Source organism: Streptomyces sp. NPDC002787 (genome assembly GCF_053592095.1).
The window spans coordinates 215,729-236,368 of sequence record NZ_JBSFVC010000014.1; the positions used below are offsets into that span (position 1 = coordinate 215,729).

Sequence of the window (20,640 nt, forward strand, 5' to 3'; positions counted from 1 at the left end):
CATGAGTGCCGACGCGTCTCCTCCGCCTCCGCCCCACCCCGACTCCCGGCCGTCCGGGTTCGTGCAGATCCTGCGACGGCTGCGGGTGTGGGATCCGCAGGTCAGCGCGTTGCCGTTGTTCGATCCGGCCTCGGCCCCCGCCGACCCGGTGGCCCTCTTCGCCGCGTGGTTCGGGGAGGTGGTGGGGGCCGGGGAGGTGGAGCCGCACACGATGTCGCTGGCCACGGCGGACGCGGAGGGGCGGCCGGACACCCGTACGGTGATGCTGCACGACGTGGACGCGCGGGGCTGGCACTTCGCGTCGCACGCGAGCAGCCGGAAGGGCCGGCAGCTGGCGGCCCGCCCGTACGCGGCGCTCGGCTTCTACTGGCCGCTCCTCGGCCGCCAGGTACGGGTGCGGGGCCGGGTCACCGTCGAACCCGCCGAGGTCGCCCACGCCGATCTGCACGCCCGCTCGACGGGTGCGCTGGCCGCCGCCCTCGTGGGCCGCCAGAGCGAAGTCCTGTCCTCGTACGAGGAGTTGGAGCGCGCGTCAAAGGCCGCGTGGGCGCGGGCGGAGCGGGAGCCGGACGTGGCCGTACCGTCCTGGACGGCGTACGTCGTGGAGCCGGACGAGGTGGAGTTCTTCCAGGGCGACGCGCGGCGACGGCACGTACGGCTCGACTACCGCCGGGAGGAGGGCGGTTGGGCCACCGAGTTGCTGTGGCCCTGACCGCCTCGTCGGCCGTTCAGACCTTCTCCCACACGGACACGTGCTTGGTGCTGTCGTTCGTGAACGGCTCCCCCCGCCACCCGGCCCACCGGTTCCGCAGCCGCATCCCGGCCAGTCGGGCCATGAGATCCAGCTCGGCCGGCCAGACGTACCGGAAGGGGACCGACAGACGCACCGTCCGCCCGTCGACGACCATCACGTGGTGCGACCGCATCCCCTGCGTCGCCACGTCGTACTCGTCGAACCCCAGCCGCTCCGGCCCCACCCGGAACGGCACCGCGTTCTGCCCCGGCGGCAGCCTCCGCAGATCCGGCACACCGACCTCGATCACGAAACAGCCGCCGGGCACGAGATGCGCGGCGGCGTTACGGAAGCAGTCCACCTGGGCGTCCTGCGTGGTCAGGTTGTTGATCGTGTTGAAGACGAGGTAGGCGACGGTGAAGCCGGGGCCGTCCACCTGTGTCGTGGCGAAGTCCCCGATGGTGACCCCGATGTCCTCGCCGCCCGGCTTGGCCCGCATCCGCTCCACCATGGCCCGCGACATGTCGATCCCGTGCACCGGAACGCCCCGACGGGCGAGCGGCAGGGCGATACGGCCGGTGCCGATGCCGAATTCGAGAGCGCGAGGCTCGCCCCGCTCCCCCGCGAGCCCGGCGATCAGCTCCACGACCGGTTCCACGGCCTCCGGGCCGAACATCTCGGCGGCGGTGTCGTCGTAGTGCGCGGCGACGGCTTCGCCGAAGTGGCCGTCGGGGTCATCGGGGTCGTCGAGACCGCTGAGGGTGTCGTCGGTGCTCATCGCACGCCTCCCGGCGCGGGGTCGGTGGCCAGCCGGGCATGCAGGTGCGCGTCCCGGAACGCGTCGTGGGTCCCCTCGGCGAAGGACGCCCCGCGCAGGGTGCCCTCGTAGGGGAACCCGCACAGCTCGGCGACACGGCAGGACGCGGCATGGCCGACGGCGTGGTCGAGTTCGATGCGGTGGATGCCGAGTTCGGCGAAGGCCCAGCGGGCGGCGACGTCGAGGGCGCGGGTGGCGACGCGGCGGCCACGGGCCTCGGGCAGCACCCAGTAGCCGACGACGGCCCTGCGCATGTGCCTGTCGATCGAGTTCAGCCCGACCTGTCCGAGTGTCGCCCCGCTCTCCGCGTCCGTGACCCGGAAGGCCGCGCTCTTCCCCTCGGCGTCGGACTCGGCCCGCTGCCGCAGCGACTCCCGGGCGCCCTCAAGGCTCGTGTCCAGGACCGTGGGCGTGTTCCACCGCCGGAAATCCGGATCACCGCGCCCCCGGAACCACGCCTCGACGTCCGCGTCGGACTCGGGGTCCCAGTGACACAGCCGCAGCCCGTAGTCGTGGAGTGGCCCAGCGCCCCGGGGCGCGGCGGCCGACTCGCGGAAAGGATCAGAGGGTCGCTCATCAGTACGGCTCACGCCCCCATTGAAACGCGGACCATCTCACCGCCGCACGCGAAATACGGGCACCGCGAACTCCCCGACCTCCCGGAACACCACGTCCAACTCCACCCCCACACACAACCCCCCGCCTCCCTCTCCCCCCTCTTCTCCCTCATCCCCCCACCCCACAACCTCGGTCATCATCCGCGGCCCCTCGGCGAGGTCGACGACCGCGGCGACGTACGGCGTCCGCTCCCCGAAGGGCGGCAGGTCGTTGCGGTGGACAACGGACCAGGTGTAGAGGGTGGCCCGCCCGGAGGCCTCCTCCCACCGCACGTCCTCGCTCCAGCAGTACGGGCAGAACTCGCGCGGATAGTGGTGGACGCGACCGCAGCCCACCGCCCCGCAGCGCCGCAGGAGCAGCCGCCCCTCGGCGGCCGCGTCCCAGTACGTACGGCTGAACCCGTCGGCCTCCGGCAGATCGAACCGCCCGGCGCCGCCCCCGCCGCCCCCACTCCCGCTCCCCGCCGTCCCCATCAGAACAACCCCAGAGCGCTGTCGACGGACCACGTCTGCCAGGACATCCCGAACAGCCCCACCACCGAGATGAGCGCCATCATCGAGTTCTGCCCCTGCTCGGCCCAGTCGTGGATCATCAGCACGAGGTAGAGGATGTTGAGCAGCAGCCCGCCGGCCAGCGCGATCGGCGTGAGGAAGCCGAGGATCAGGCCGAGTCCGAGGGCGAGTTCGGCGTAGACGACGACATACGCCATGGTCTTGGGCCGAGGCCTGACCACCACGTCGAACCCGCTTCGCACCGCCCCCCACCGGTGCTTCTCCGCCACTCCCGCCGCCCACGCGATCCCGGCCCCCTGCTCGAACCAGGCCTTCTTGTCCTTGTGCCGCCAACTCTCCAGCCACCACAGCCCGAGTCCGATACGAAGGACGGCCAGCCATTCGGCCCCCGAGAGCCAGATCGTGTCCATCGACGCCGCCCTTCCGCATCCGCGTGGGGTTTCTGACGGTACGTCAGTTCAGCGGACGGGAGGTGGATGCGCAAGGGGCACGGACCGGCCGAAGGACCTGGCCAGGGCACGAACCCGAACGGCATGGCCCGCCCGTAGAGCTCGGACGTGAGTCCGTGGCGACCTGCTGCTCCCCGGCGAGGACGGCCGCGCAAAGGAGCGTAGGCGGGGGCGGTGGAAGCCTCGACCGGCCTCGCACCGTCACCAGGTACGCCACCACACCACCTCCCCACACCAAGAGACCTACGCCACAGACCCCACCCGCACCTCCTACATCCGTGATCAATCCGCAACCAATTCCGGGCTTGACCGAGACCCATCAAGTAAGCACGCGAATACGCTCGGGCGCATGGCCGACTCCAGAGCTTCCGCGACACCCGCCTCGGACCGCCCCGTCTATGTGATCGGCGGCGGCCCCGGAGGGCTGGCCGTCGCGTACGCGTTGCGGGCGCAGGGCGTGCGGGCCGTCGTCCTGGAGAAGTCCGACGCGGTCGGGGCGTCCTGGCGGCGGCACTACGACCGGCTGCACCTGCACACCACCCGGCGGCTGTCGGCACTGCCCGGCCTGCCGATGCCGCGCCGCTTCGGCCGGTGGGTGTCGCGGGACAACCTGGTGCGGTACCTGGAGAAGTACGCCGAGGTGCACCAGCTGGAGATCGTCACCGGCGTCGAGGTGTCCCGTATCGAGCGGGCCCCGGACGGCACCGGCTGGCTGCTGCACGCCACCGGCGGCCGCGAACTGACCGGCAGCGCGGTCGTCGTCGCCACCGGCCACAACCACACGCCCCACGTACCCGACTGGCCGGGCCGCGACACGTACACGGGCGGCCTGCTGCACGCCTCCGAGTACCGCAACGCCAAGCCCTACGCCGGCCGGGACGTCCTGGTCGTCGGCATCGGCAACACCGGCGCCGAGATCGCCGTCGACCTCGTCGAGGGCGGGGCACGGCGCGTACGGCTCGCGGTGCGGACGGCCCCGCACATCGTGCGCCGCTCCACGGCCGGCTGGTCGGCCCAGTACACGGGCGTCCTCGTACGGCGGCTGCCCGTCGCCCTCGTGGACCGGCTCGCCAAGCCGCTGGCGAAGCTCAGCGTGCCGGACCTCTCGGCCCGCGGCCTGGCCCGGCCCGACACCGGTCTCTACTCCCGCGTGAAGGAGGGGGCCCTCCCCGTGCAGGACGTCGGCCTCATCGACGCCGTACGCAAGGGGAAGGTCGAGATCGTCGGCCCGGTCGAGGGCTTCGACGACGGCAAGGTCCTCCTCGGCGACGGCACCCGGATCGAGACCGACGCCGTGATCGCCGCCACCGGCTACCGGCGCGCCCTGGAGGGGCTCGTCGGGCACCTCGACGTCCTGGACGGACGCGGGAAGCCGGTCGTGCACGGCCCGCACTCCCCCGAGAACGCCCCCGGCCTGTACTTCACCGGCTTCACCAACCCCATCAGCGGCATGCTCCGCGAACTCGCCCTCGACGCCGAGAAGATCGCCAGAAGGATCGCCAGGACGGGCGGCGTCGCCACCCGCGACGCGATCACCGTACGCATCCGCACCGCACGCTGAACGACCGACGGACACCGGGCGGGCGCCATCACCTCGGCTCCCAGCACCGCACATGAGCCCGGCCGTGGTCCATGAGGAGGCTGGTCCGCCGTGCGGCGGACAGCCCGGCCCGAGGACGTCTGACCGCCGCCCCGCGCGGGTACAACTCCCTTACTGCCGCGTAACTTTGCTCGCACACCCATTCCTGACGCAGGGTCAGTTCAGTAGTCTGAAATCTGACGTAGCGTCAGATACGTGACTACGTCATCGCGCCACCGCGTCACGTCACTGAATTGGCTGTCACACAGGAGCGGGCGGACCGATGCTTGGATCAACCCACGGCACCCTCACCACCGACTCCCGCCGGGCCCGCGCCATCGCCTGCGGCGAGCATCCCGCGCAGGTCGTGCACGGCAGGCCCGCCGAGGCCGGCGACCTGGACGTCAGCGGGCGCCCGCTGTACGCCGACGTCCCCGATCTGGACCGTTTCTTCCGCCCCGCGTCCGTGGCCGTCATCGGCGCCTCGGACGCGGAGGGCCGGCCGAACACCGGTATCACCCGGCAGCTGCTCGCCTGGTCCGAACGGGTCGGCGCCCGGCTGCACCCCGTGCACCCCACCCGCGAGTCGGTCTTCGGCATCCCCTGCTCCCCCTCGATCGCCGACCTGCCCGAACAGGTCGATCTCGCCGTACTGCTCCTTTCCGACCCCCTCCCCGTGATCGACGAACTCGCCGAGGCCAAGGTGAAGTTCGCGATCGCCTTCGCCTCCGGCTTCGCCGAGACCGGCGCCGACGGCGCCGCCGCCCAGGAGCGGCTGGCCGCCGCCGTGGCCCGCTCCGACGGTCTGCGGCTGCTCGGCCCCAACACCAACCTCAACGCCTTCGAGCGCTTCCGCGACGACCTCGACGGCCCGGCGATCGCGCTGATCACCCAGTCCGGCCACCAGGGCCGCCCCGTCTTCTCCCTCCAGGAACTCGGTATCCGCCTCTCCCACTGGGCCCCCACCGGCAACGAGGCCGATCTGGAGACCGCCGACTTCATCTCCTACTTCGCCGAACGCCCCGAGGTCGGCGCCATCGCCGCCTATGTCGAGGGCCTGAAGGACGGCCGCGCCTTCCTCCTCGCCGCCGACCGGGCCGCCCGGCGCGGTGTGCCCGTCGTCGCCGTGAAGGTCGGCCGCACCGAGACCGGCGCCCGCACCGCCGCCTCCCACACCGGCAAGCTGACCGGCGCGGACGCGGTGGTCGACGCGGCGATGCGGCAGTACGGGGTGATACGGGTCGACGGGCTCGACGAACTCCAGGACACGGCCACCCTGTTGGCGCGGGCGCGACGGCCACGGACGCCTGGATCGACCCGGCCCGAGGGCGTCGTCGTCTATTCGATCTCCGGCGGTACGGGCGCGCACTTCGCCGACCTGGCCACGGAGGCCGGACTGCCCCTGCCCACCCTCTCGGCGGCCAAGCAGGCCGAGCTGCACCAGTGGATCCCCGACTATCTGAGCGTGGCCAACCCCGTCGACAACGGCGGCCACCCCGTGGGCGACTGGCGTGGCCCCCGCATCCTCGACGCGATCCTCGACGACCCGGCGGTGGGGGTGCTGATCTGCCCCATCACCGGCCCCTTCCCGCCGATGAGCGACAAGCTCGCCCAGGACCTGGTGGCCGCGGCGGAGCGGACGGACAAGCTGGTGTGCGTGGTGTGGGGCTCGCCGGTGGGCACCGAGGCCGCGTACCGCGAGACGCTCCTCGGATCGTCCCGGGTGGCGACCTTCCGTACCTTCGCCAACTGCATCACCGCCGTCCGCGCCCACCTCGACCACACCCGCTTCACCGCCGCCTACCGCTCCCCCTTCGACGAGGCACCGCGCTCCCCCTCTCCCTCCTTCCGCAAGGCGAAGGCGCTGATGCGGCCGGGGCAGCAGCTGAGCGAGCACGCGGCCAAGCAGCTGCTGCGCGCCTACGGGATACGCGTGCCGCGCGAGCAGCTGGTGACCAGCGCGGCGGCGGCCGTACGCGCGGCGAGCCTCGTCGGCTACCCGGTGGTGATGAAGGCCTCCGGCGCCCGCATCGCCCACAAGACGGAACTCGGCCTGGTGAAGATCGGCCTGACCTCCGCGAGCCAGATCCGCGACGCCTATCGCGAACTGACCGACCTCGCCCGCTACGAAGATGTCTCCCTGGACGGCGTGCTCGTGTGCCAGATGGTCGAGCGGGGTGTGGAGATGGTCGTGGGCGTCACCCATGACGACCTGTTCGGGCCGACGGTCACCGTCGGGCTCGGCGGCGTCCTCGTGGAGGTGCTGCGCGACTCCGCCGTACGCGTGCCGCCCTTCGGTGAGGACCAGGCCCGCGCCATGCTCACCGAACTGCGCGGGCGGGCCCTGCTGGACGGGGTGCGCGGGGCTCCCCCGGCCGACGTGGACGCCCTCGTGGAGGTGGTGCTCCGCGTGCAGCGCATGGCGCTCGAACTCGGCGACGAGATCGCGGAGCTGGACATCAACCCGCTGATGGTGCTGCCGAGGGGGCAGGGGGCCGTGGCCCTGGACGCGCTGGCCGTGTGCCGCTGAGCGCCGACACGCACGGAAGGCACCCCACACACCCAGGACCGTCGCACCCAGGACGCCCAGGACCGCCATCACTCCCCGTAAGAACCGGAGCACCCACATGTCCGCTTCCCCCCTCGAACATCCCGAAAAATCCCGTGACACATTGATACGGCACGCCACTGACAACGCGGTCTCGTGGATCACCCTCAACCGTCCCGAGGCGATGAACGCCCTCACCCCTGACCAGCGGGAACGCCTCATCCAACTCCTCGCCGACGCCTCCGCCGACCCCGCCGTACGCGCGGTCGTCATCACCGCGACGGGCCGCGGCTTCTGCGCGGGCGCGGACCTGCGGGGCGCGACGGTCGGCGGCGAACGCGTGGCCGGTGATGTGGCGCGCGTGATCCGGCTCGGCGCGCAGCGGCTCATCGCGGCCGTACTCGACTGCGAGAAGCCGGTGATCGCTGCGGTGAACGGCACGGCGGCCGGCCTCGGCGCGCACCTCGCCCTCGCCTGTGACCTCGTGCTGGCGGCGGAAGGGGCCCGTTTCATCGAGGTGTTCGTACGGCGCGGCCTCGTCCCCGACGGCGGCGGCGCGTATCTCCTCCCCCGCCTCGTCGGCCCCCACCGGGCTAAGGAGCTGATGTTCTTCGGCGACGCCCTGCCCGCCGCCGACGCGGAACGCCTCGGTCTGGTCAACCGTGTCGTCCCCGCCCAGGACCTGGAGAAGACGGCCCGCGAGTGGGCCGAACGCCTCGCCGCCGGCCCGACCCGCGCCATGGCGCTGACCAAACACCTGGTCAACGCCTCCCTCGACACCGACCGCGCCACCGCCTTCGCAGCCGAGGCCACCGCGCAGGAGATCAACATGACGACGGCGGACGCCCAGGAGGGCGTGGCGAGCTTCGTGGAGCGACGGCCACCGCGTTTCGAGGGCCGCTGACGGCACCGGGCGAACCGTTACGGGGCTTCACTTCTGACGGCCCGTCAGCTTCAATGGGTGGTGTGATGGGACACGCGGGAATGGCAGCCGCCGCCGTCCGCTATCTGAAGGCGGACAGGGGCCGTGGGACGGCGCTCGCGCAGCCGGTCGTCGAAGCACTGCCCCGCCCCGAGCTGCGCTGCGTCGGCGAGGACGAGCGCGCGCCGGTCGACCAGGCCGAGTTCCGCCGCGTACTGGGCAACTTCGCGACGGGCGTCACGGTGATCACCGCCCCGGCGGTGGAGACGGCGCCGACGGCCCGGGACGCCCCGACGACCGCGTCGCCCGCGTCGACCGACAGCACGGGCAACGCCCCCGCCGGCCACCCCGCCGGCTTCGCCTGTCAGTCCTTCTCCGCGCTCTCCCTCGACCCGCCCCTCGTCGTCTTCATGGTCGGCCGTACGTCGACGACCTGGCCGCGCATCGCCCGCGCGGGCGTCTTCTGCGTGAACGTACTCGGCGCAGATCAGGGCGAGTTGTGCCGGCGCTTCGCGGTGAGCGGCACGGACAAGTTCACCGGCGTCTCCCACGCCCCGGCCCCCGCGACCGGCTCCCCCCGCCTCACCGGCGCCCCCGCCTGGATCGACTGCACGATCCACGCCGTACACCCCGGCGGCGACCACCTGATCGTCGTGGGCCGGGTGGAGGCGCTGGGCGCGGCGGACGAAGCGATCCCGCCGCTGCTGTTCCACAAAGGACGATTCGGCGAGCTCAGGGCCTGACCGCACGGCCGGGCCCACTCTTTCGAGTGCACGCCGCGCGATCCTCGAACCCACCGGCTAGCCTGTTCATAACGTCGCTGTTATGACGTGGGGTGAAGTAGAGCTGGAGCCGGAGGTGGAACAGTGGTTCCTCGGGCTGTCCGCAGGGCATCGCAGTACGGTCGCGTTCTACGTCGACCTGCTCGCCGATCGCGGCCCCGCTGCTCAGCGAGCCGTACTCGCGCCAGCTGGACGGCAAGCTTCGCGAGCTGCGCTTCCACCTGGACACCGACGCGGTCCGCCTCACCTATTGGATCGCCTCCGGGCGGCGGATCATCCTGCTGACGGCGTTTCGCAAACAGAGGATGCGCGAGACCGCGGAGATCGACCGCGCCCGGCGGGCGAGGGTGCGCTGCGTCGAGGAGCGGCACACAGTGGACGAGGTGTGATGCATGGGTGAGCGCGGGAGCTGGAACGAACTGCGGGACGAGACTCTCGCATCGCCGGAGGCACGGGAGGCGTACGACGCCGCACGCATCCGTTTCGAGTTGGGTCGTGCGGTCCGGGAGCGGCGCGAGGCGCTGGGCATGACGCAGGCGCAACTCGCGCAGACGGCCGGGATGCGACAGCCGGCCGTGGCACGGTTCGAGGCGGGCGGGACCATGCCCACGCTACCTCTGCTCGAACGGTTCGCCGTCGCCCTCCGCATGCGCCTCCACGTCGGCTTCGAGCCACTCGACCGCGCCGGCTGAGGCTCCCCTCGCCGGCGGGCCACCGCGCTCCGCCTTCAGACCCCCGCCAACCCGGCCTTCCCCACCCCCCGCCTCCGTATCACCAACGCCATCAGTGCCGCCGCCGCGCACAGCGCGCCCGAGGCGTACCAGACGATGTCGTACGAGCCGAAAGTGTCGCGGGCGAAGCCGCCGAGGAAGGCGACCAGGGCGGCGCCGACCTGGTGGGAGGCGAGGACCCAGCCGAAGACGATGGCACTGTCGTCGCCGTAGTGCTCGCGGCACAGGGCCATGGTGGGCGGGACGGTGGCGACCCAGTCGAGGCCGTAGAAGACGATGAAGAAGATCATCGGGAGGTGCACGGCGGGCGCCAGCAGCATGGGGAGGAAGAGGAGCGAGATGCCCCGGAACGCGTAGTACACCGCCAGCAGCCGCCGTGAGTCGAAGCGGTCAGTGAACCAGCCCGAGGCGATCGTGCCGAGGACGTCGAAGATCCCGATGACCGCCAGCAGCGAGGCCGCCGCCGTGATCGGCATGCCATGGTCGTGGGCGGCGGGGATGAAGTGGGTCTGGACGAGGCCGTTCGTGGAGGCCCCGCAGATCGCGAAGGTGCCGGCCAGGAGCCAGAACGGCCCGGTCCGCATCGCCGAGAAGAGCACCTTCACCGCCCGCCGCGCAGCCCCCGGCACCGGCGCCGGCTTCGGCACGAACTCCTTCGCGCCGTACGGCTTCAGCCCCACGTCCGCCGGGTGGTCCCGCAGCAGCAGCCAGACGAAGGGGACGACGACCAGGGCGGCGAGGGCCACCGTGACGGAGGCGGGCCGCCAGCGGTACTCGGAGACGATCCACGCCAGCAGGGGCAGGAAGATCAGCTGCCCGGAGGCGGAGGCGGCGGTCAGGACGCCCGAGACCAGGCCGCGCCGCTCGGTGAACCAGCGGTTGGTGACCGTGGCCGCGAAGGCCAGCGCCATCGAACCGGAGCCGAGGCCCACCAGCAGGCCCCAGCAGAGCATCAGCTGCCACGGCGAGGTCATCCACACCGTCGTACCGGACCCGACCGCGATCACCGTCAGGGCGACCGCGACGACCCGGCGGATACCGAAGCGGTCCATCAGCGCGGCGGCGAAAGGAGCCGTGAGGCCGTACAGGGCCAGGTTGATCGACACCGCCGACGCGATCGTGCCGCGCGACCAGCCGAAATCGTCGTGCAGCGGATCGATCAGCAGACCCGGCACCGAACGGAAGGCCGCCGCGCCGATGATCGTCACGAAGGTGACGGCGACAACGAACCAGGCGCGGTGGACACGGGTGCGACGGGCACGACCGCCGGCCGTACGTCGGCCGGTCCCGACGGAGTCGTGATCGGCGGCGGTACGGGAGTCGGCGGCAGCGGGCGTGGTGGCGTCGTCGGCTGTCTGGGTCATGCCGTCCAGCTTCCGACCCGCGCTCATTCCGAACGAGTGGCCGAGGGGACAGCATTCGCTAGGATCAGGCCATGACCGCCGAACGCACCCCCGACGCCGCCGGGCCCACCCCCGTGGCCCGCCACCGCGTCGTCGTGCTCGCGCTCGACGGGCTGCTCCCCTTCGAACTCGGCATCCCGCAGCGCATCTTCGGCAAGGCGCGGGACACGGCGGGACGACCGCTGTACGACGTCGTCACCTGCTCGATCCGGCCGCCGGGCCCGGTGGAGACGGACGCCGACTTCGCCGTCCTCGTCCAGAACGGCCCGGAGGCCCTGGCCACCGCCGAAACGGTCGTCGTCCCGGCCTCGTACGAGCTCGGCCCGGTCTACGAGGACGGCGTCCTCACCCCCGAACTGGCCGCCGGCCTCGCCCACATCCGCCCCGGCACCCGCCTGGTCTCCATCTGCACCGGCGGATACGTCCTGGCCGCGGCCGGCTTCCTCGACGGCCGCCCGGCGACCACGCACTGGTACCACGCCGAGCACTTCCAGCGGCTGTTCCCGAAGGTCAGGCTCGACGCGGACGTCCTCTTCGTCGACGACGGCGACGTCCTCACCTCGGCGGGCGTCGCGGCCGGGATCGACCTGTGCCTGCATCTCGTACGACGCGACCACGGCACCGGCGTCGCCAACGACGTGGCCCGGCGTACGGTCGTACCGCCGCACCGGGACGGCGGGCAGGCCCAGTACATCCAACGCCCGCTGCCCGAGCCGCAGACCGCGACCACCACCGCCGCCCGCGCCTGGGCGCTGGGCCGCCTCCACGAACCGATCCAGCTGCGCGACATGGCCGCCCGGGAGTCCATGTCCGTCCGCACCTTCACCCGCCGCTTCCGCGAGGAGGTCGGCGTCAGCCCCGGCCAGTGGCTCACCCAGCAGCGCGTCGAACGCGCCCGCCACCTCCTGGAATCCACCGACCTCTCCATCGACCAGGTCGCCCACGACGCGGGCTTCGGCACGGCTCAGTCGATGCGGCAGCACCTGCAGGGGACACTCGGGGTGACCCCGACGGCGTACCGGCGGACGTTCAGGGCGGAGGGGGCTGCCGGGCGGCACGCGGGCGCCACCGAGGAGCGTGTGAACCCGGCGGTCAGAAGGTGAGCACCGCCCTCGCCACCCGCCCCTGTCCCGCGTCCTCCGCCGCCTTCGCGAAGTCCTCCACCGGGTACGTGGTCGTGACCAGCTCGTCCAGGAGGAGACGGCCCTCCCGGTACAGCTCGGCGTAGAGCGCGATGTCCCGCTGAGGACGCGACGACCCGTACCGGCAGCCCAGGATCGATTTGTCCAGGTAGAGGGAGGAGACGAGGAAGGAGGCCTCGGCGGTGGCGGCCGGGACTCCGAGCAGGACCGCCTGACCCCGCCGGTCGAGCAGGTCGATGGCCTGGCGGATCAGTTCGACGCGGCCGACGCACTCGAAGGCGTGGTCGGCGCCCGTGGGCAGGATGTCCCGCACACCGTCCACGGAGGTGAGGAAGTCCGTGGCCCCGAACCGCCTCGCCACCGCCTCCTTCTCCGGATTGGCGTCCACGGCGACGATCCGCACGGCCCCCGCGATCCGCGCGCCCTGCACGACGTTGAGCCCGATCCCCCCGACCCCGATCACGACGACACTGTCCCCCCGGTCGACCCGCGCCCGGTTGAGCACCGCCCCCACCCCGGTCAGCACCCCGCACCCGATCAGCGCGGCGGAGGTCAGCGGAATGTCCTCCGGTATCCGTACGGCCTGCACGGCCTTGACGACCGTCCGCTCGGCGAAGGCGGAGTTCGCGGCGAACTGGAACACCTCCCGCCCACCCCTCGAGAACGGCCGCGTGGGCCGCCCGATCGCCCGACGGCACATGGTCGGCCGACCGCGGTCGCAGTCGGCGCAGGTCCCGCAGTTGGCGAGGGTGGAGAGGGCCACGTGGTCCCCGGGCCGGACGTGTCCGACCCCCGCGCCCACCGCCTCGACGACCCCGGCCCCCTCATGCCCCAGCACCACGGGAACGGGGAAGGGGATGGTCCCGTCCACCACCGACAGATCGCTGTGGCAGAGCCCGGCCGCCGCCACGGCCACCCGCACCTCGCCCGGCCCCGGATCCCGGACCTCCAGATCATCGACGACCTCGGCCCGCTTCCCGTCGAACACCACTCCGCGCATGGCTCCCACCCCTTCAGCCCCTCGGCTCCTTCGGCAGACCGAGCACCCGCTCGGCGATGATCGTGCGCTGCACCTCGTCCGAACCGCCGTAGATCGTGTCGGCCCGGCTGAACAGGAACAGATGCTGGAACGGGTCGAGTGCGTACGGCTCGTCCGCCGACCACGCCCGCGGCCCCACGGCCGCCTCCGCTCCCCGTACCTCCATCGCCAGCTCCCCGAGCCGCCGATGCCACCGCCCCCACAGCAACTTGGCCACACTGGGCGCGCCCGGCTCCGCGCCCCCTTCCGGCCCTCCGAGCGTGCGCAGGGCGTTCCACCGCATGACCCGCAACTCCGCCCACTGCCGTACGAGTCGATCGCGTACGACGGGATCGTCCGCGGCACCGCTGTCCACGGCGGCCCGTACGACACCCCTCAACTCCTCCTCGAAACCGACCTGTTGGGCGAGAGTCGACACCCCCCGCTCGAAGCCGAGGAGGCCCATGGCAACCCGCCAGCCGTTGCCCTCACCGCCGACCACGTGCTCCGCGCGGGCATGCGCCCCGTCGAAGAACACCTCGTTGAACTCGCTCGTCCCGGTCATCTGCCGGATCGGCCGCACCTCGACCCGGCCCGGCTGGTCCATGGGCACGAGCAGCAGCGACAGTCCGTGGTGCCGCGTCGACCCCGCCTCCGTACGAGCCAGCACGAAACACCAGCCGGCCTCATGGGCGAGCGAGGTCCAGATCTTCTGCCCGGTGACGCGGTACGACCCGTCCGCCGACCGCTCCGCCTTCGTCCGTACGCCGGCGAGGTCCGACCCCGCGCCCGGTTCGCTGTACCCCTGGCACCACAGCTCCTCGCCCCGCGCGACCGGGGGCAGGAACCGCCGCTTCTGCTCCGCACTTCCGTACGCGATCAAGGTCGGCGCCAGCAGCTTCTCCCCGATGTGCCCCGACCGCGCGGGCACCCCCGCCCGCGCGTACTCCTCGGCCCACACGACCTGCTGCACGAGGGTCGCCGTACGGTTCCCGTAGCCCCCCTCGCCCCAGCCGAGCCCGATCCACCCGGCGGCGCCGAGCGTCCGTTCCCACGCGCGCCGGTCCTCGCCCGCGCTGGCGTGCGCCCCCAGCCAGGCCCGCGCCTCCGCCCGGAAGGCCTCGTCCTCATCACTGAACCCGAAGTCCATGCCGCCTCCAAGATGACCGCCGCGGGTGATGGTGGTGCGTTGTCGGGTGCGGGTCCGGTGGGGCTTCTCGCGCAGTTCCCCGCGCCCCTGAAAAACCCCGGGCGCGCCCCACGCCGGCAAGGGGCGCGGGGAACTGCGCGAACAACCACAACGCACCCGCACCCGCCGAACAACACGCACCCCCGAGCTATGAAGCGCCCTCGTTCGGCCGCGCCCCGGCCGACGCCGCGCGGGCCATCACCTCCACGCGCTCCAGCATCGGCATCGGATCCACCCCCACCGCCCCCGGCAGAACCTCCGCGATCCTCTCCGGGGTCCACCCCTGCTCCGCGTACGCCGAGCGCAGCTCACGCGGCTGCGCCCACACCGCGATCTTCGGCCCGGCCACCGTGTACACCTGCCCGGTGATCCGCTCCTCCCGAGCCCGGTCGGACAGCAGATACACCACGAACGCGGCCACGTCCTCCGGCTCACCGATCTCGGTCAGCTCCATCGGCACCCCCGCCGACATCCGCGTACGCGCGACCGGCGCCACCGCGTTCGCGGTCACCCCGTACCGGTGCAGACCGAGCGCGGCGCTGCGCACCAGCGAGATGATCCCGCCCTTGGCCGCGCTGTAGTTGGCCTGCGAGACGGACCCCTGGTGGTTGCCGCTGGTGAACCCGATCAGAGTCCCGGCGCGCTGCTTGCGCATGACGGCGGACGCGGCCCGGAACACGGTGAACGTGCCCTTGAGATGCGTGGCGACCACCGGGTCCCACTCCTCCTCGGCCATGTTGAACAGCATCCGCTCCCGCAGGATCCCGGCGACGCACACGACCCCGTCGATCCGCCCGTACGTCACGACCGCCGTGTCCACGACCCGCTGTCCGCCCGCCATCGTGGAGATGTCGTCGGCGACGGCGACCGCTTCGCCCCCGGCCGCCTCGATCTCCTTGACGACGGTCTCGGCGACGGAACTGGTGGGTTCTGAGCCGTCGACGGAGACGCCGTAGTCGTTGACGACGACCCGCGCGCCCTCGGCGGCGGCGCCCAGGGCGACCGCCCGGCCGATCCCCCGCCCCGCGCCCGTGACGGCGACGACCTTGCCTGCCAAGAAGTTTCCCACCCCGGCCCCTTCCCCTCACCACGGTTTCTGACGGACCGTTAGATTTGCTCGCACCGCGATTCTACGACCCGTCAGATACGCCACCACAAGCCCCAGGGGAGGCCCGATGTCATCGCCCACCGAGTTCGCCGCGTTCACGGACATCGCCAAGCGCGTGAACAACTGGGGCCGTTGGGGGGCGGACGACGAGATCGGCACACTCAACCTGATCACCGACGAGGTCGTACGGGAGGCCGCGAGCGCCGTCCGCACCGGTCGCCGGGTCCCACTCGCCCTGCCTCTGCAACAGGACGGCGTGCAGACGGGGATGATGCCGGGCCGGGTGAACCCGCTGCACGCCATGGTGCAGATCAACCAGGAGATCTTCGGCCCGGGCACGGTCGCGTGCAGCGACGACGCGGTGACGATGGGGCTCCAGGCGGCCACCCACTGGGACGCGCTCACCCATGTCTCGCACTCGGGACGGATCTACAACGGCCGCCCGGCGGACACGATCACCCCGCACGGCGGCGCCGCCTTCGCCGGCATAGACAAGGCCCGCCACATCGTCTCGCGCGGCGTACTCCTCGACATCCCCCGCGCCCTGGGCCACGACGACGACCGGCTGCCCGGCGACCACGCGGTCACCCCCGAAGACCTGGACGCGGCCGAGGAGTTGGCGGGCACCCGGGTCCGCGCGGGCGACATCGTCCTCGTCCGCACGGGGCAGATCCAGGCCTACCTCGCCGGTGACAAGCACGCGTACGCGTTCCCGTCCCCGGGGCTCTCCCTCCGTACCCCCGAGTGGTTCCACGCGCGCGATGTCGCGGCCGTCGCCAATGACACCCTGACGTTCGAGATCTTCCCGCCGGAGATCGAGAACCTGTGGCTGCCGGTGCACGCGCTCGACCTGGTCGAGATGGGCATGCCGCAGGGGCAGAACTGGAATCTGGAAGAGTTGTCCACAGCCTGTGGACAACTCGGACGGTACGAGTTCCTGCTCTCGGCGATGCCGGAGCCGTTCGTCGGCGGGACGGGCACACCGGTGGCACCGATCGCCATTCTGTAGGGCTCTCTGTAGGGCCCGGACACCTCACGTTGCTCTGCCGGCAAGCGACCGGGGCCGGGGCTCGAACAGCGGCGGCCGCCTGGATAGCCTTGCCGCATGACCGAATCGGCCCCTGCCCGGCGCCCTTTGCCGACGCGGGATCAGGTGATCGCGTTGAGGGACTTCGTCCACGGACGGATCTACGCCGCCGTGGCCCTCACGATCCGAGTCGACGGAGAGCCGCCGCACGCACCCGGCTCGGATCTGGCACGCGTCTCGGAGGCCGGCCAAGCGCTCCACCGGGTGACGTCCCACCTGTGCGGTCGGCTGCTCGACGAGCTCGCGACGGGTCGAGCCGGCCCCGTCGCCGAGGCCTCGTGGGAGAGCCTCGTCTCGATCATCGAGGCCTGGCGCGAGGACCCGGACCTGCCCGAAGGCATGAAGGAGCTGATGCCGGCCATGCCGCGCTGACGTCGACATACAGGCCCCAGGTCGGCTGGCGGCGCGCTGCTGCTCGCCCCGAGCACGGCACCGCGCGCCGCCGCCATCCGGCTTCGGCGCACCCGCCCTGCTCCCCGGGCCCGGTCGGGAGCCGACGCCGACACACGACCCACGCTCGTCGAGGGTCTCCGTCCTCGAGACCCTCGTCGTCCCCTCGCGGCGAATCGCTGAACACAAGCGTGATCAAACGGGCACGACGCGTCAACACCCGTTCGGGGATCAGCCGCGAGAAACGGGCGTTGCGACGGTGCGTACGGAAGCACATCCCGGCGCACGGTTCAGCCACCGCCGCCGGGCAACCACCGCCGTGCGCTCACGCGCAGACGCGTGCGGCGGTTGAGTGACCGCGGCGCCCACCAACTCGCCCAGTCGGCTGGGGTCACCTCTCCCCCGACCCACCGGGAAGTCCGGCCTACACCGCCTCGTACGCCAACCCCTCGCGCACCAGGTTCTCGCGCGCCACCGCCGCGACCCCGGTCACCGCGCTGCACGCCGGGGTCACGACCCCGCCACCCACGCCCGAAGTACCCGCACGCGCACGCGCACCCGCAACCGCTCCCGCTCCACCCGAGACCGCCGCAGCCCCCGAGGCCCCCGAGACCCCGACCGCCCCGGCCACCCCCGGCACCACCCGGTCCAGCTCGCACCAGATGCGTTTGCCGACGCCCTCGTGGGACCAGCCCCAGCGGTCGGCGAGGCCCTCGACGAGGGCGAGGCCGCGTCCGCCCGTCTCGTCGCCGTCGGCACACCGCGGCGCCGGCGGACACGCGCTGGCGTCGGCGACCTCGAGGCGCACCTTACCCACGGCGCCGTCACGAAGGCCGGACAGCAGCAGCCGCAGGACCGCCGGGCGGCCCGTATGGACGACCGCGTTGGTGACCAACTCCGAGACGAGGAGGATCAGCGTCTCGGCGACTGGTTCGTCCACTCCTATCCCGGACACGGCGAGCCGTGAACGGGCCCATCTCCGTGCACGACCCACCTCTGCGGGGTCGGGCCGGATCTCCAGCTGCACTTGAAGCACCTGCACCGCTCACACCATCCGAACCGGCGGACACATCGCCGCACGCCCCTCAGGGGCCACGATCGTGGTCATCTGCTGCCTGGCCGACGCCACCGCCATCGACACCATCGGCACCGGGGTCACGGAACGTGATCCCCTTACAGGACAGCATGGTTGACGTACAGTCACCCCAACAAGCGCTTCGGGCATATTCCAGCGCGAAGGAGTACGCATACGGCATACTGTGCGACGCTCGTCGCGGGGAGTCGAACAGACCGGAGCGACGAGACTCCGGCCCACTTCACGAGCGGCGGGCACCGCCGGATCCGGGGCCGCCACAGGGGCAACACCGGCTCGGCTCGACCTCGGAACCACTCGCATCCCCCAGAAGGTACCGGAGTACGACTCCGACTCCAGGCCGTGACAAGTCACACCTAGGACACAACCCGGTATCAACGCTCGGTAATTCCGGTATGCCACGTTCCGCGACATTCGGCCGAGCCCCTGCCACACATTCCCCTTCCCGCCCTGGTCAGCGCGGTCAGCCCGCCTCGACCAGCAGTTTCCCCGCCAACAGCTCCTCACTCTCTGTGATCAATCCGCCACGTTCTGCCCGTACCCATGCCCGCTTCAGACACAGATGTACGTCGGCCTCCCAGGTGAAACCCATCCCTCCGTGGACCTGAAGACAGTCGCGCGCGCCGCGCACCGCCGCCTCGTCGGCCAGCAGCCGCGCCGCCGCGATGTCCACCGGATCGGCGGTGACGGCCGCCGCGTACACCGCGACGCGCGCCACCTCCACCCGCACCAGCAGCTCGGCACAGAGATGCTTGACGGCCTGGAACGCCCCGATCGGCCGCCCGAACTGCTCCCGCGTCCGGGCGTGTTGCACCGCCGCCTCGCACGTCCGTACGGCCGTCCCGAGTTGCTCGGCGGCGGTGAGCAGCACGAAGAGATCATCGGGACGTACGGCGGAATCGGCCGTCGGAACCCGGTGCAGCGGCGTCAACGGATCAACCGACCGCAGCGCGACGGCCCCGGTGGCGTCCCCCGTCACCACGTCGGCCTCCTCCAGCCACTCCACCAGCCCCCCACCCCCGACGCCGGTCACGACGACCTCCCCGCTCGCCGCCCCCGGGACCGTGCCCGCCGCGAGATGGGTGGCCACCAGCGGCCCGGGCAGCAGCACCCGCCCCGCCTCCTCGAACACCAACACCGCCTCCGGCAGCCCGAGTCCGACCCCACCCTCGGCCTCCGCCAACCGCAGCCCGAAGAACCCGGCCGCCCCCAACTCCCGCCACAGCGCCCGGTCCAGCCCGCCTCCGTCGACGGCCGCCCACAACGCCTCCCGCCCGAAGCGCCGCGCGAACAGCCCCCGCACCCCGTCCCGCAACGCCCGCTGGTCCTCGGTAAGTCGAAACCGCATACGGCAACAGCCCCTCATCAACGCCGAGCACGCCCACCGTCACCTCTTCGGCAGCCCCAGGATCCGCTCACCCACGATGTTCCGCTGGATCTCCGACGTCCCCGCCGCGATCGTGTACGACAGCGAGCTGAGCCGGTCGAGCACCCACCCCCGCCCGAGGTCGAGCGCATCCGGCCCGAGCACATCCGCGGCCACGTCGTACAACTCCTGACGCACGCGCGAGTACCTCAGCTTGAAGACCGATCCCCCCACCCCCGGCACCCCTCCGGAGGACTCCGCCTCGCTCACGTTCCACTGCGTGAGCCGCCACAGCGCCCGGAACTCGGCGTTGAGCCGCCCCAGTCGCCGCCGTACGACGGGGTCGCCCCAGGCCCCGTTCGCCCGCGCCTGCCTCGCCACCTCCCCCATTACCCGCCGACAGGCGACCACTTCACCCACGAACGCCGTCCCGCGCTCGAACGACAGCGTCACCATGGTCACGCGCCAGCCGTCGTTCTCCTCTCCCACCCGGTTGGCGACCGGCACCCGCACCTCGTCGAGGAAGACCTCGGCGAACTCGGTGGACCCGGCGAGTGTGCGCAGCGGCCGTACGGTCACGCCGGGGGCGTCCATGGGCATCGCCAGCCAGGAGATCCCGCGATGCTTCGGCGCCTGCGAGTCCGTACGCACCAACAGCTCGCACCAGTCGGCGACTTCGGCGTGGGAGGTCCAGATCTTCGACCCGCTCACCACGTACGTGTCGCCGTCCCGTCGCGCGTGTGTACGCAGGGACGCGAGGTCGGACCCGGCGTCCGGTTCGCTGAACCCCTGGCACCAGACCTCCTCGCCCCGCAGGATCGGCGGCAGCCAGCGCGCCCGCTGCTCGGCCGTCCCCTCGGCGGCGATCGTCGGCCCGGCGTGCAGCAGCCCGACGAACCCGGCCCCCACATAGGGGACGCCCGCCCTCTCGGTCTCCTCCAGGAAGATCAGCCGTACCGTCGGCGAGGCGCCCCAGTGGACATCGGCGTACCCGGCGTCGTACAGCGTCCGCTGCCAGCCGAGGTCGTACGCGCGCCGCCCCGGCCAGTCGTCGGGCGACGGCCTGGGCGGCAGCGTGGGGAGCACCTTCGCCAGCCACTCCCGCAGCCGCGCCCGGAACTCCTCCTCCTCCGGGCTGTACGCGAGATCCATG

At 72.0% G+C, this 20,640-nt stretch carries 21 protein-coding genes; 10 read left to right on the forward strand and 11 right to left on the reverse strand.

Features of this window, described 5'->3' with window-relative positions; translation table 11 throughout:
- The first annotated feature begins 1 nt into the window (after window position 1).
- Window positions 2–712, forward strand: a complete 711-nt coding sequence (locus ACWD26_RS21340; protein WP_451272261.1) for a pyridoxine/pyridoxamine 5'-phosphate oxidase — start codon at window positions 2–4, stop codon at window positions 710–712.
- A 16-nt stretch (window positions 713–728) separates the two neighbouring features.
- Here the strand turns inward: ACWD26_RS21340 and ACWD26_RS21345 are convergent, their stop codons facing one another.
- The 4 genes from ACWD26_RS21345 to ACWD26_RS21360 are packed head-to-tail and all read right to left on the reverse strand — an operon-like array spanning window position 729 to window position 3,090.
- Entirely contained in the window at window positions 729–1,511 is a 783-nt protein-coding gene (locus tag ACWD26_RS21345) for a class I SAM-dependent DNA methyltransferase (protein WP_451272263.1), read from the reverse strand.
- The gene (locus tag ACWD26_RS21350) at window positions 1,508–2,140 is read right to left on the reverse strand and encodes a GNAT family N-acetyltransferase (protein WP_451272265.1); all 633 of its coding nucleotides are present in this window, start codon (window positions 2,138–2,140) and stop codon (window positions 1,508–1,510) included. Before ACWD26_RS21350 ends, ACWD26_RS21345 begins: the two co-directional genes overlap by 4 nt.
- Before the next feature lie 24 nt (window positions 2,141–2,164).
- The gene (locus ACWD26_RS21355) at window positions 2,165–2,641 is read right to left on the reverse strand and encodes a Zn-ribbon domain-containing OB-fold protein (RefSeq protein ID WP_451272267.1); all 477 of its coding nucleotides are present in this window, start codon (window positions 2,639–2,641) and stop codon (window positions 2,165–2,167) included.
- Entirely contained in the window at window positions 2,641–3,090 is a 450-nt protein-coding gene (locus ACWD26_RS21360) for a DoxX family membrane protein (RefSeq protein ID WP_451272268.1), read from the reverse strand. The genes ACWD26_RS21355 and ACWD26_RS21360 overlap by 1 nt, the downstream gene beginning before the upstream one ends.
- 388 nt (window positions 3,091–3,478) lie before the next feature.
- On the opposite strand from ACWD26_RS21360, the gene ACWD26_RS21365 reads away from it, so the two are divergent.
- From ACWD26_RS21365 to ACWD26_RS21390, 6 genes are all read left to right on the forward strand, one after another.
- Window positions 3,479–4,690 (forward strand): flavin-containing monooxygenase, encoded by a 1,212-nt coding sequence (locus tag ACWD26_RS21365; RefSeq protein ID WP_451272270.1) that lies wholly within the window; start codon window positions 3,479–3,481, stop codon window positions 4,688–4,690.
- Between the two features lie 301 nt (window positions 4,691–4,991).
- Window positions 4,992–7,238: an acetate--CoA ligase family protein gene (locus ACWD26_RS21370; RefSeq protein ID WP_451272272.1), complete on the forward strand. Its 2,247-nt coding sequence runs from the start codon at window positions 4,992–4,994 to the stop codon at window positions 7,236–7,238.
- 97 nt (window positions 7,239–7,335) lie between these two features.
- On the forward strand, window positions 7,336–8,160 hold the full coding sequence (locus tag ACWD26_RS21375) for an enoyl-CoA hydratase/isomerase family protein (protein WP_451272274.1): 825 nt from the start codon (window positions 7,336–7,338) through the stop codon (window positions 8,158–8,160).
- A gap of 65 nt (window positions 8,161–8,225) precedes the next feature.
- Window positions 8,226–8,921: a flavin reductase family protein gene (locus ACWD26_RS21380; protein WP_451272276.1), complete on the forward strand. Its 696-nt coding sequence runs from the start codon at window positions 8,226–8,228 to the stop codon at window positions 8,919–8,921.
- Between the two features lie 248 nt (window positions 8,922–9,169).
- Window positions 9,170–9,349, forward strand: a complete 180-nt coding sequence (locus ACWD26_RS21385) for a DNA-binding protein (protein ID WP_451272348.1) — start codon at window positions 9,170–9,172, stop codon at window positions 9,347–9,349.
- A gap of 3 nt (window positions 9,350–9,352) precedes the next feature.
- The gene (locus tag ACWD26_RS21390) at window positions 9,353–9,652 is read left to right on the forward strand and encodes a helix-turn-helix domain-containing protein (RefSeq protein WP_451272278.1); all 300 of its coding nucleotides are present in this window, start codon (window positions 9,353–9,355) and stop codon (window positions 9,650–9,652) included.
- Window positions 9,653–9,687: 35 nt separating this feature from the next.
- Here the strand turns inward: ACWD26_RS21390 and ACWD26_RS21395 are convergent, their stop codons facing one another.
- Window positions 9,688–11,055, reverse strand: a complete 1,368-nt coding sequence (locus ACWD26_RS21395) for an MFS transporter (RefSeq protein WP_451272280.1) — start codon at window positions 11,053–11,055, stop codon at window positions 9,688–9,690.
- Window positions 11,056–11,126: 71 nt separating this feature from the next.
- Here ACWD26_RS21395 and ACWD26_RS21400 point away from each other — a divergent pair, with 71 nt between their 5' ends.
- Complete coding sequence (locus ACWD26_RS21400; protein WP_451272282.1) at window positions 11,127–12,197, forward strand: GlxA family transcriptional regulator; 1,071 nt, start codon at window positions 11,127–11,129, stop codon at window positions 12,195–12,197.
- Here the strand turns inward: ACWD26_RS21400 and ACWD26_RS21405 are convergent.
- From ACWD26_RS21405 to ACWD26_RS21415, 3 genes are all read right to left on the reverse strand, one after another.
- The gene (locus ACWD26_RS21405; protein WP_451272284.1) at window positions 12,187–13,236 is read right to left on the reverse strand and encodes a Zn-dependent alcohol dehydrogenase; all 1,050 of its coding nucleotides are present in this window, start codon (window positions 13,234–13,236) and stop codon (window positions 12,187–12,189) included. The genes ACWD26_RS21400 and ACWD26_RS21405 overlap by 11 nt on opposite strands.
- Before the next feature lie 13 nt (window positions 13,237–13,249).
- The gene (locus tag ACWD26_RS21410) at window positions 13,250–14,404 is read right to left on the reverse strand and encodes an acyl-CoA dehydrogenase family protein (RefSeq protein WP_451272286.1); all 1,155 of its coding nucleotides are present in this window, start codon (window positions 14,402–14,404) and stop codon (window positions 13,250–13,252) included.
- 187 nt (window positions 14,405–14,591) lie between these two features.
- Window positions 14,592–15,512, reverse strand: coding sequence for an SDR family NAD(P)-dependent oxidoreductase (locus ACWD26_RS21415; RefSeq protein ID WP_451272288.1), 921 nt, complete (start codon window positions 15,510–15,512; stop codon window positions 14,592–14,594).
- Between the two features lie 106 nt (window positions 15,513–15,618).
- Here ACWD26_RS21415 and ACWD26_RS21420 point away from each other — a divergent pair, with 106 nt between their 5' ends.
- Entirely contained in the window at window positions 15,619–16,560 is a 942-nt protein-coding gene (locus ACWD26_RS21420) for a cyclase family protein (protein WP_451272289.1), read from the forward strand.
- 96 nt (window positions 16,561–16,656) lie between these two features.
- Window positions 16,657–17,010, forward strand: coding sequence for a hypothetical protein (locus ACWD26_RS21425; protein WP_451272291.1), 354 nt, complete (start codon window positions 16,657–16,659; stop codon window positions 17,008–17,010).
- A 442-nt stretch (window positions 17,011–17,452) separates the two neighbouring features.
- Here ACWD26_RS21425 and ACWD26_RS21430 read toward each other — a convergent pair whose 3' ends face one another.
- The 3 genes from ACWD26_RS21430 to ACWD26_RS21440 form a co-directional block, all read right to left on the reverse strand.
- Window positions 17,453–18,070, reverse strand: a complete 618-nt coding sequence (locus ACWD26_RS21430) for an ATP-binding protein (RefSeq protein ID WP_451272293.1) — start codon at window positions 18,068–18,070, stop codon at window positions 17,453–17,455.
- Window positions 18,071–18,584: 514 nt separating this feature from the next.
- Window positions 18,585–19,469 carry an acyl-CoA dehydrogenase family protein gene (locus tag ACWD26_RS21435; protein ID WP_451272295.1) on the reverse strand — a complete coding sequence of 295 codons (885 nt, stop codon included), beginning with the start codon at window positions 19,467–19,469 and terminating at the stop codon, window positions 18,585–18,587.
- A 39-nt stretch (window positions 19,470–19,508) separates the two neighbouring features.
- A complete protein-coding gene (locus ACWD26_RS21440; RefSeq protein ID WP_451272297.1) occupies window positions 19,509–20,639 on the reverse strand; it encodes an acyl-CoA dehydrogenase family protein in 1,131 nt (376 codons plus the stop codon).
- Window position 20,640: the final 1 nt, after the last annotated feature.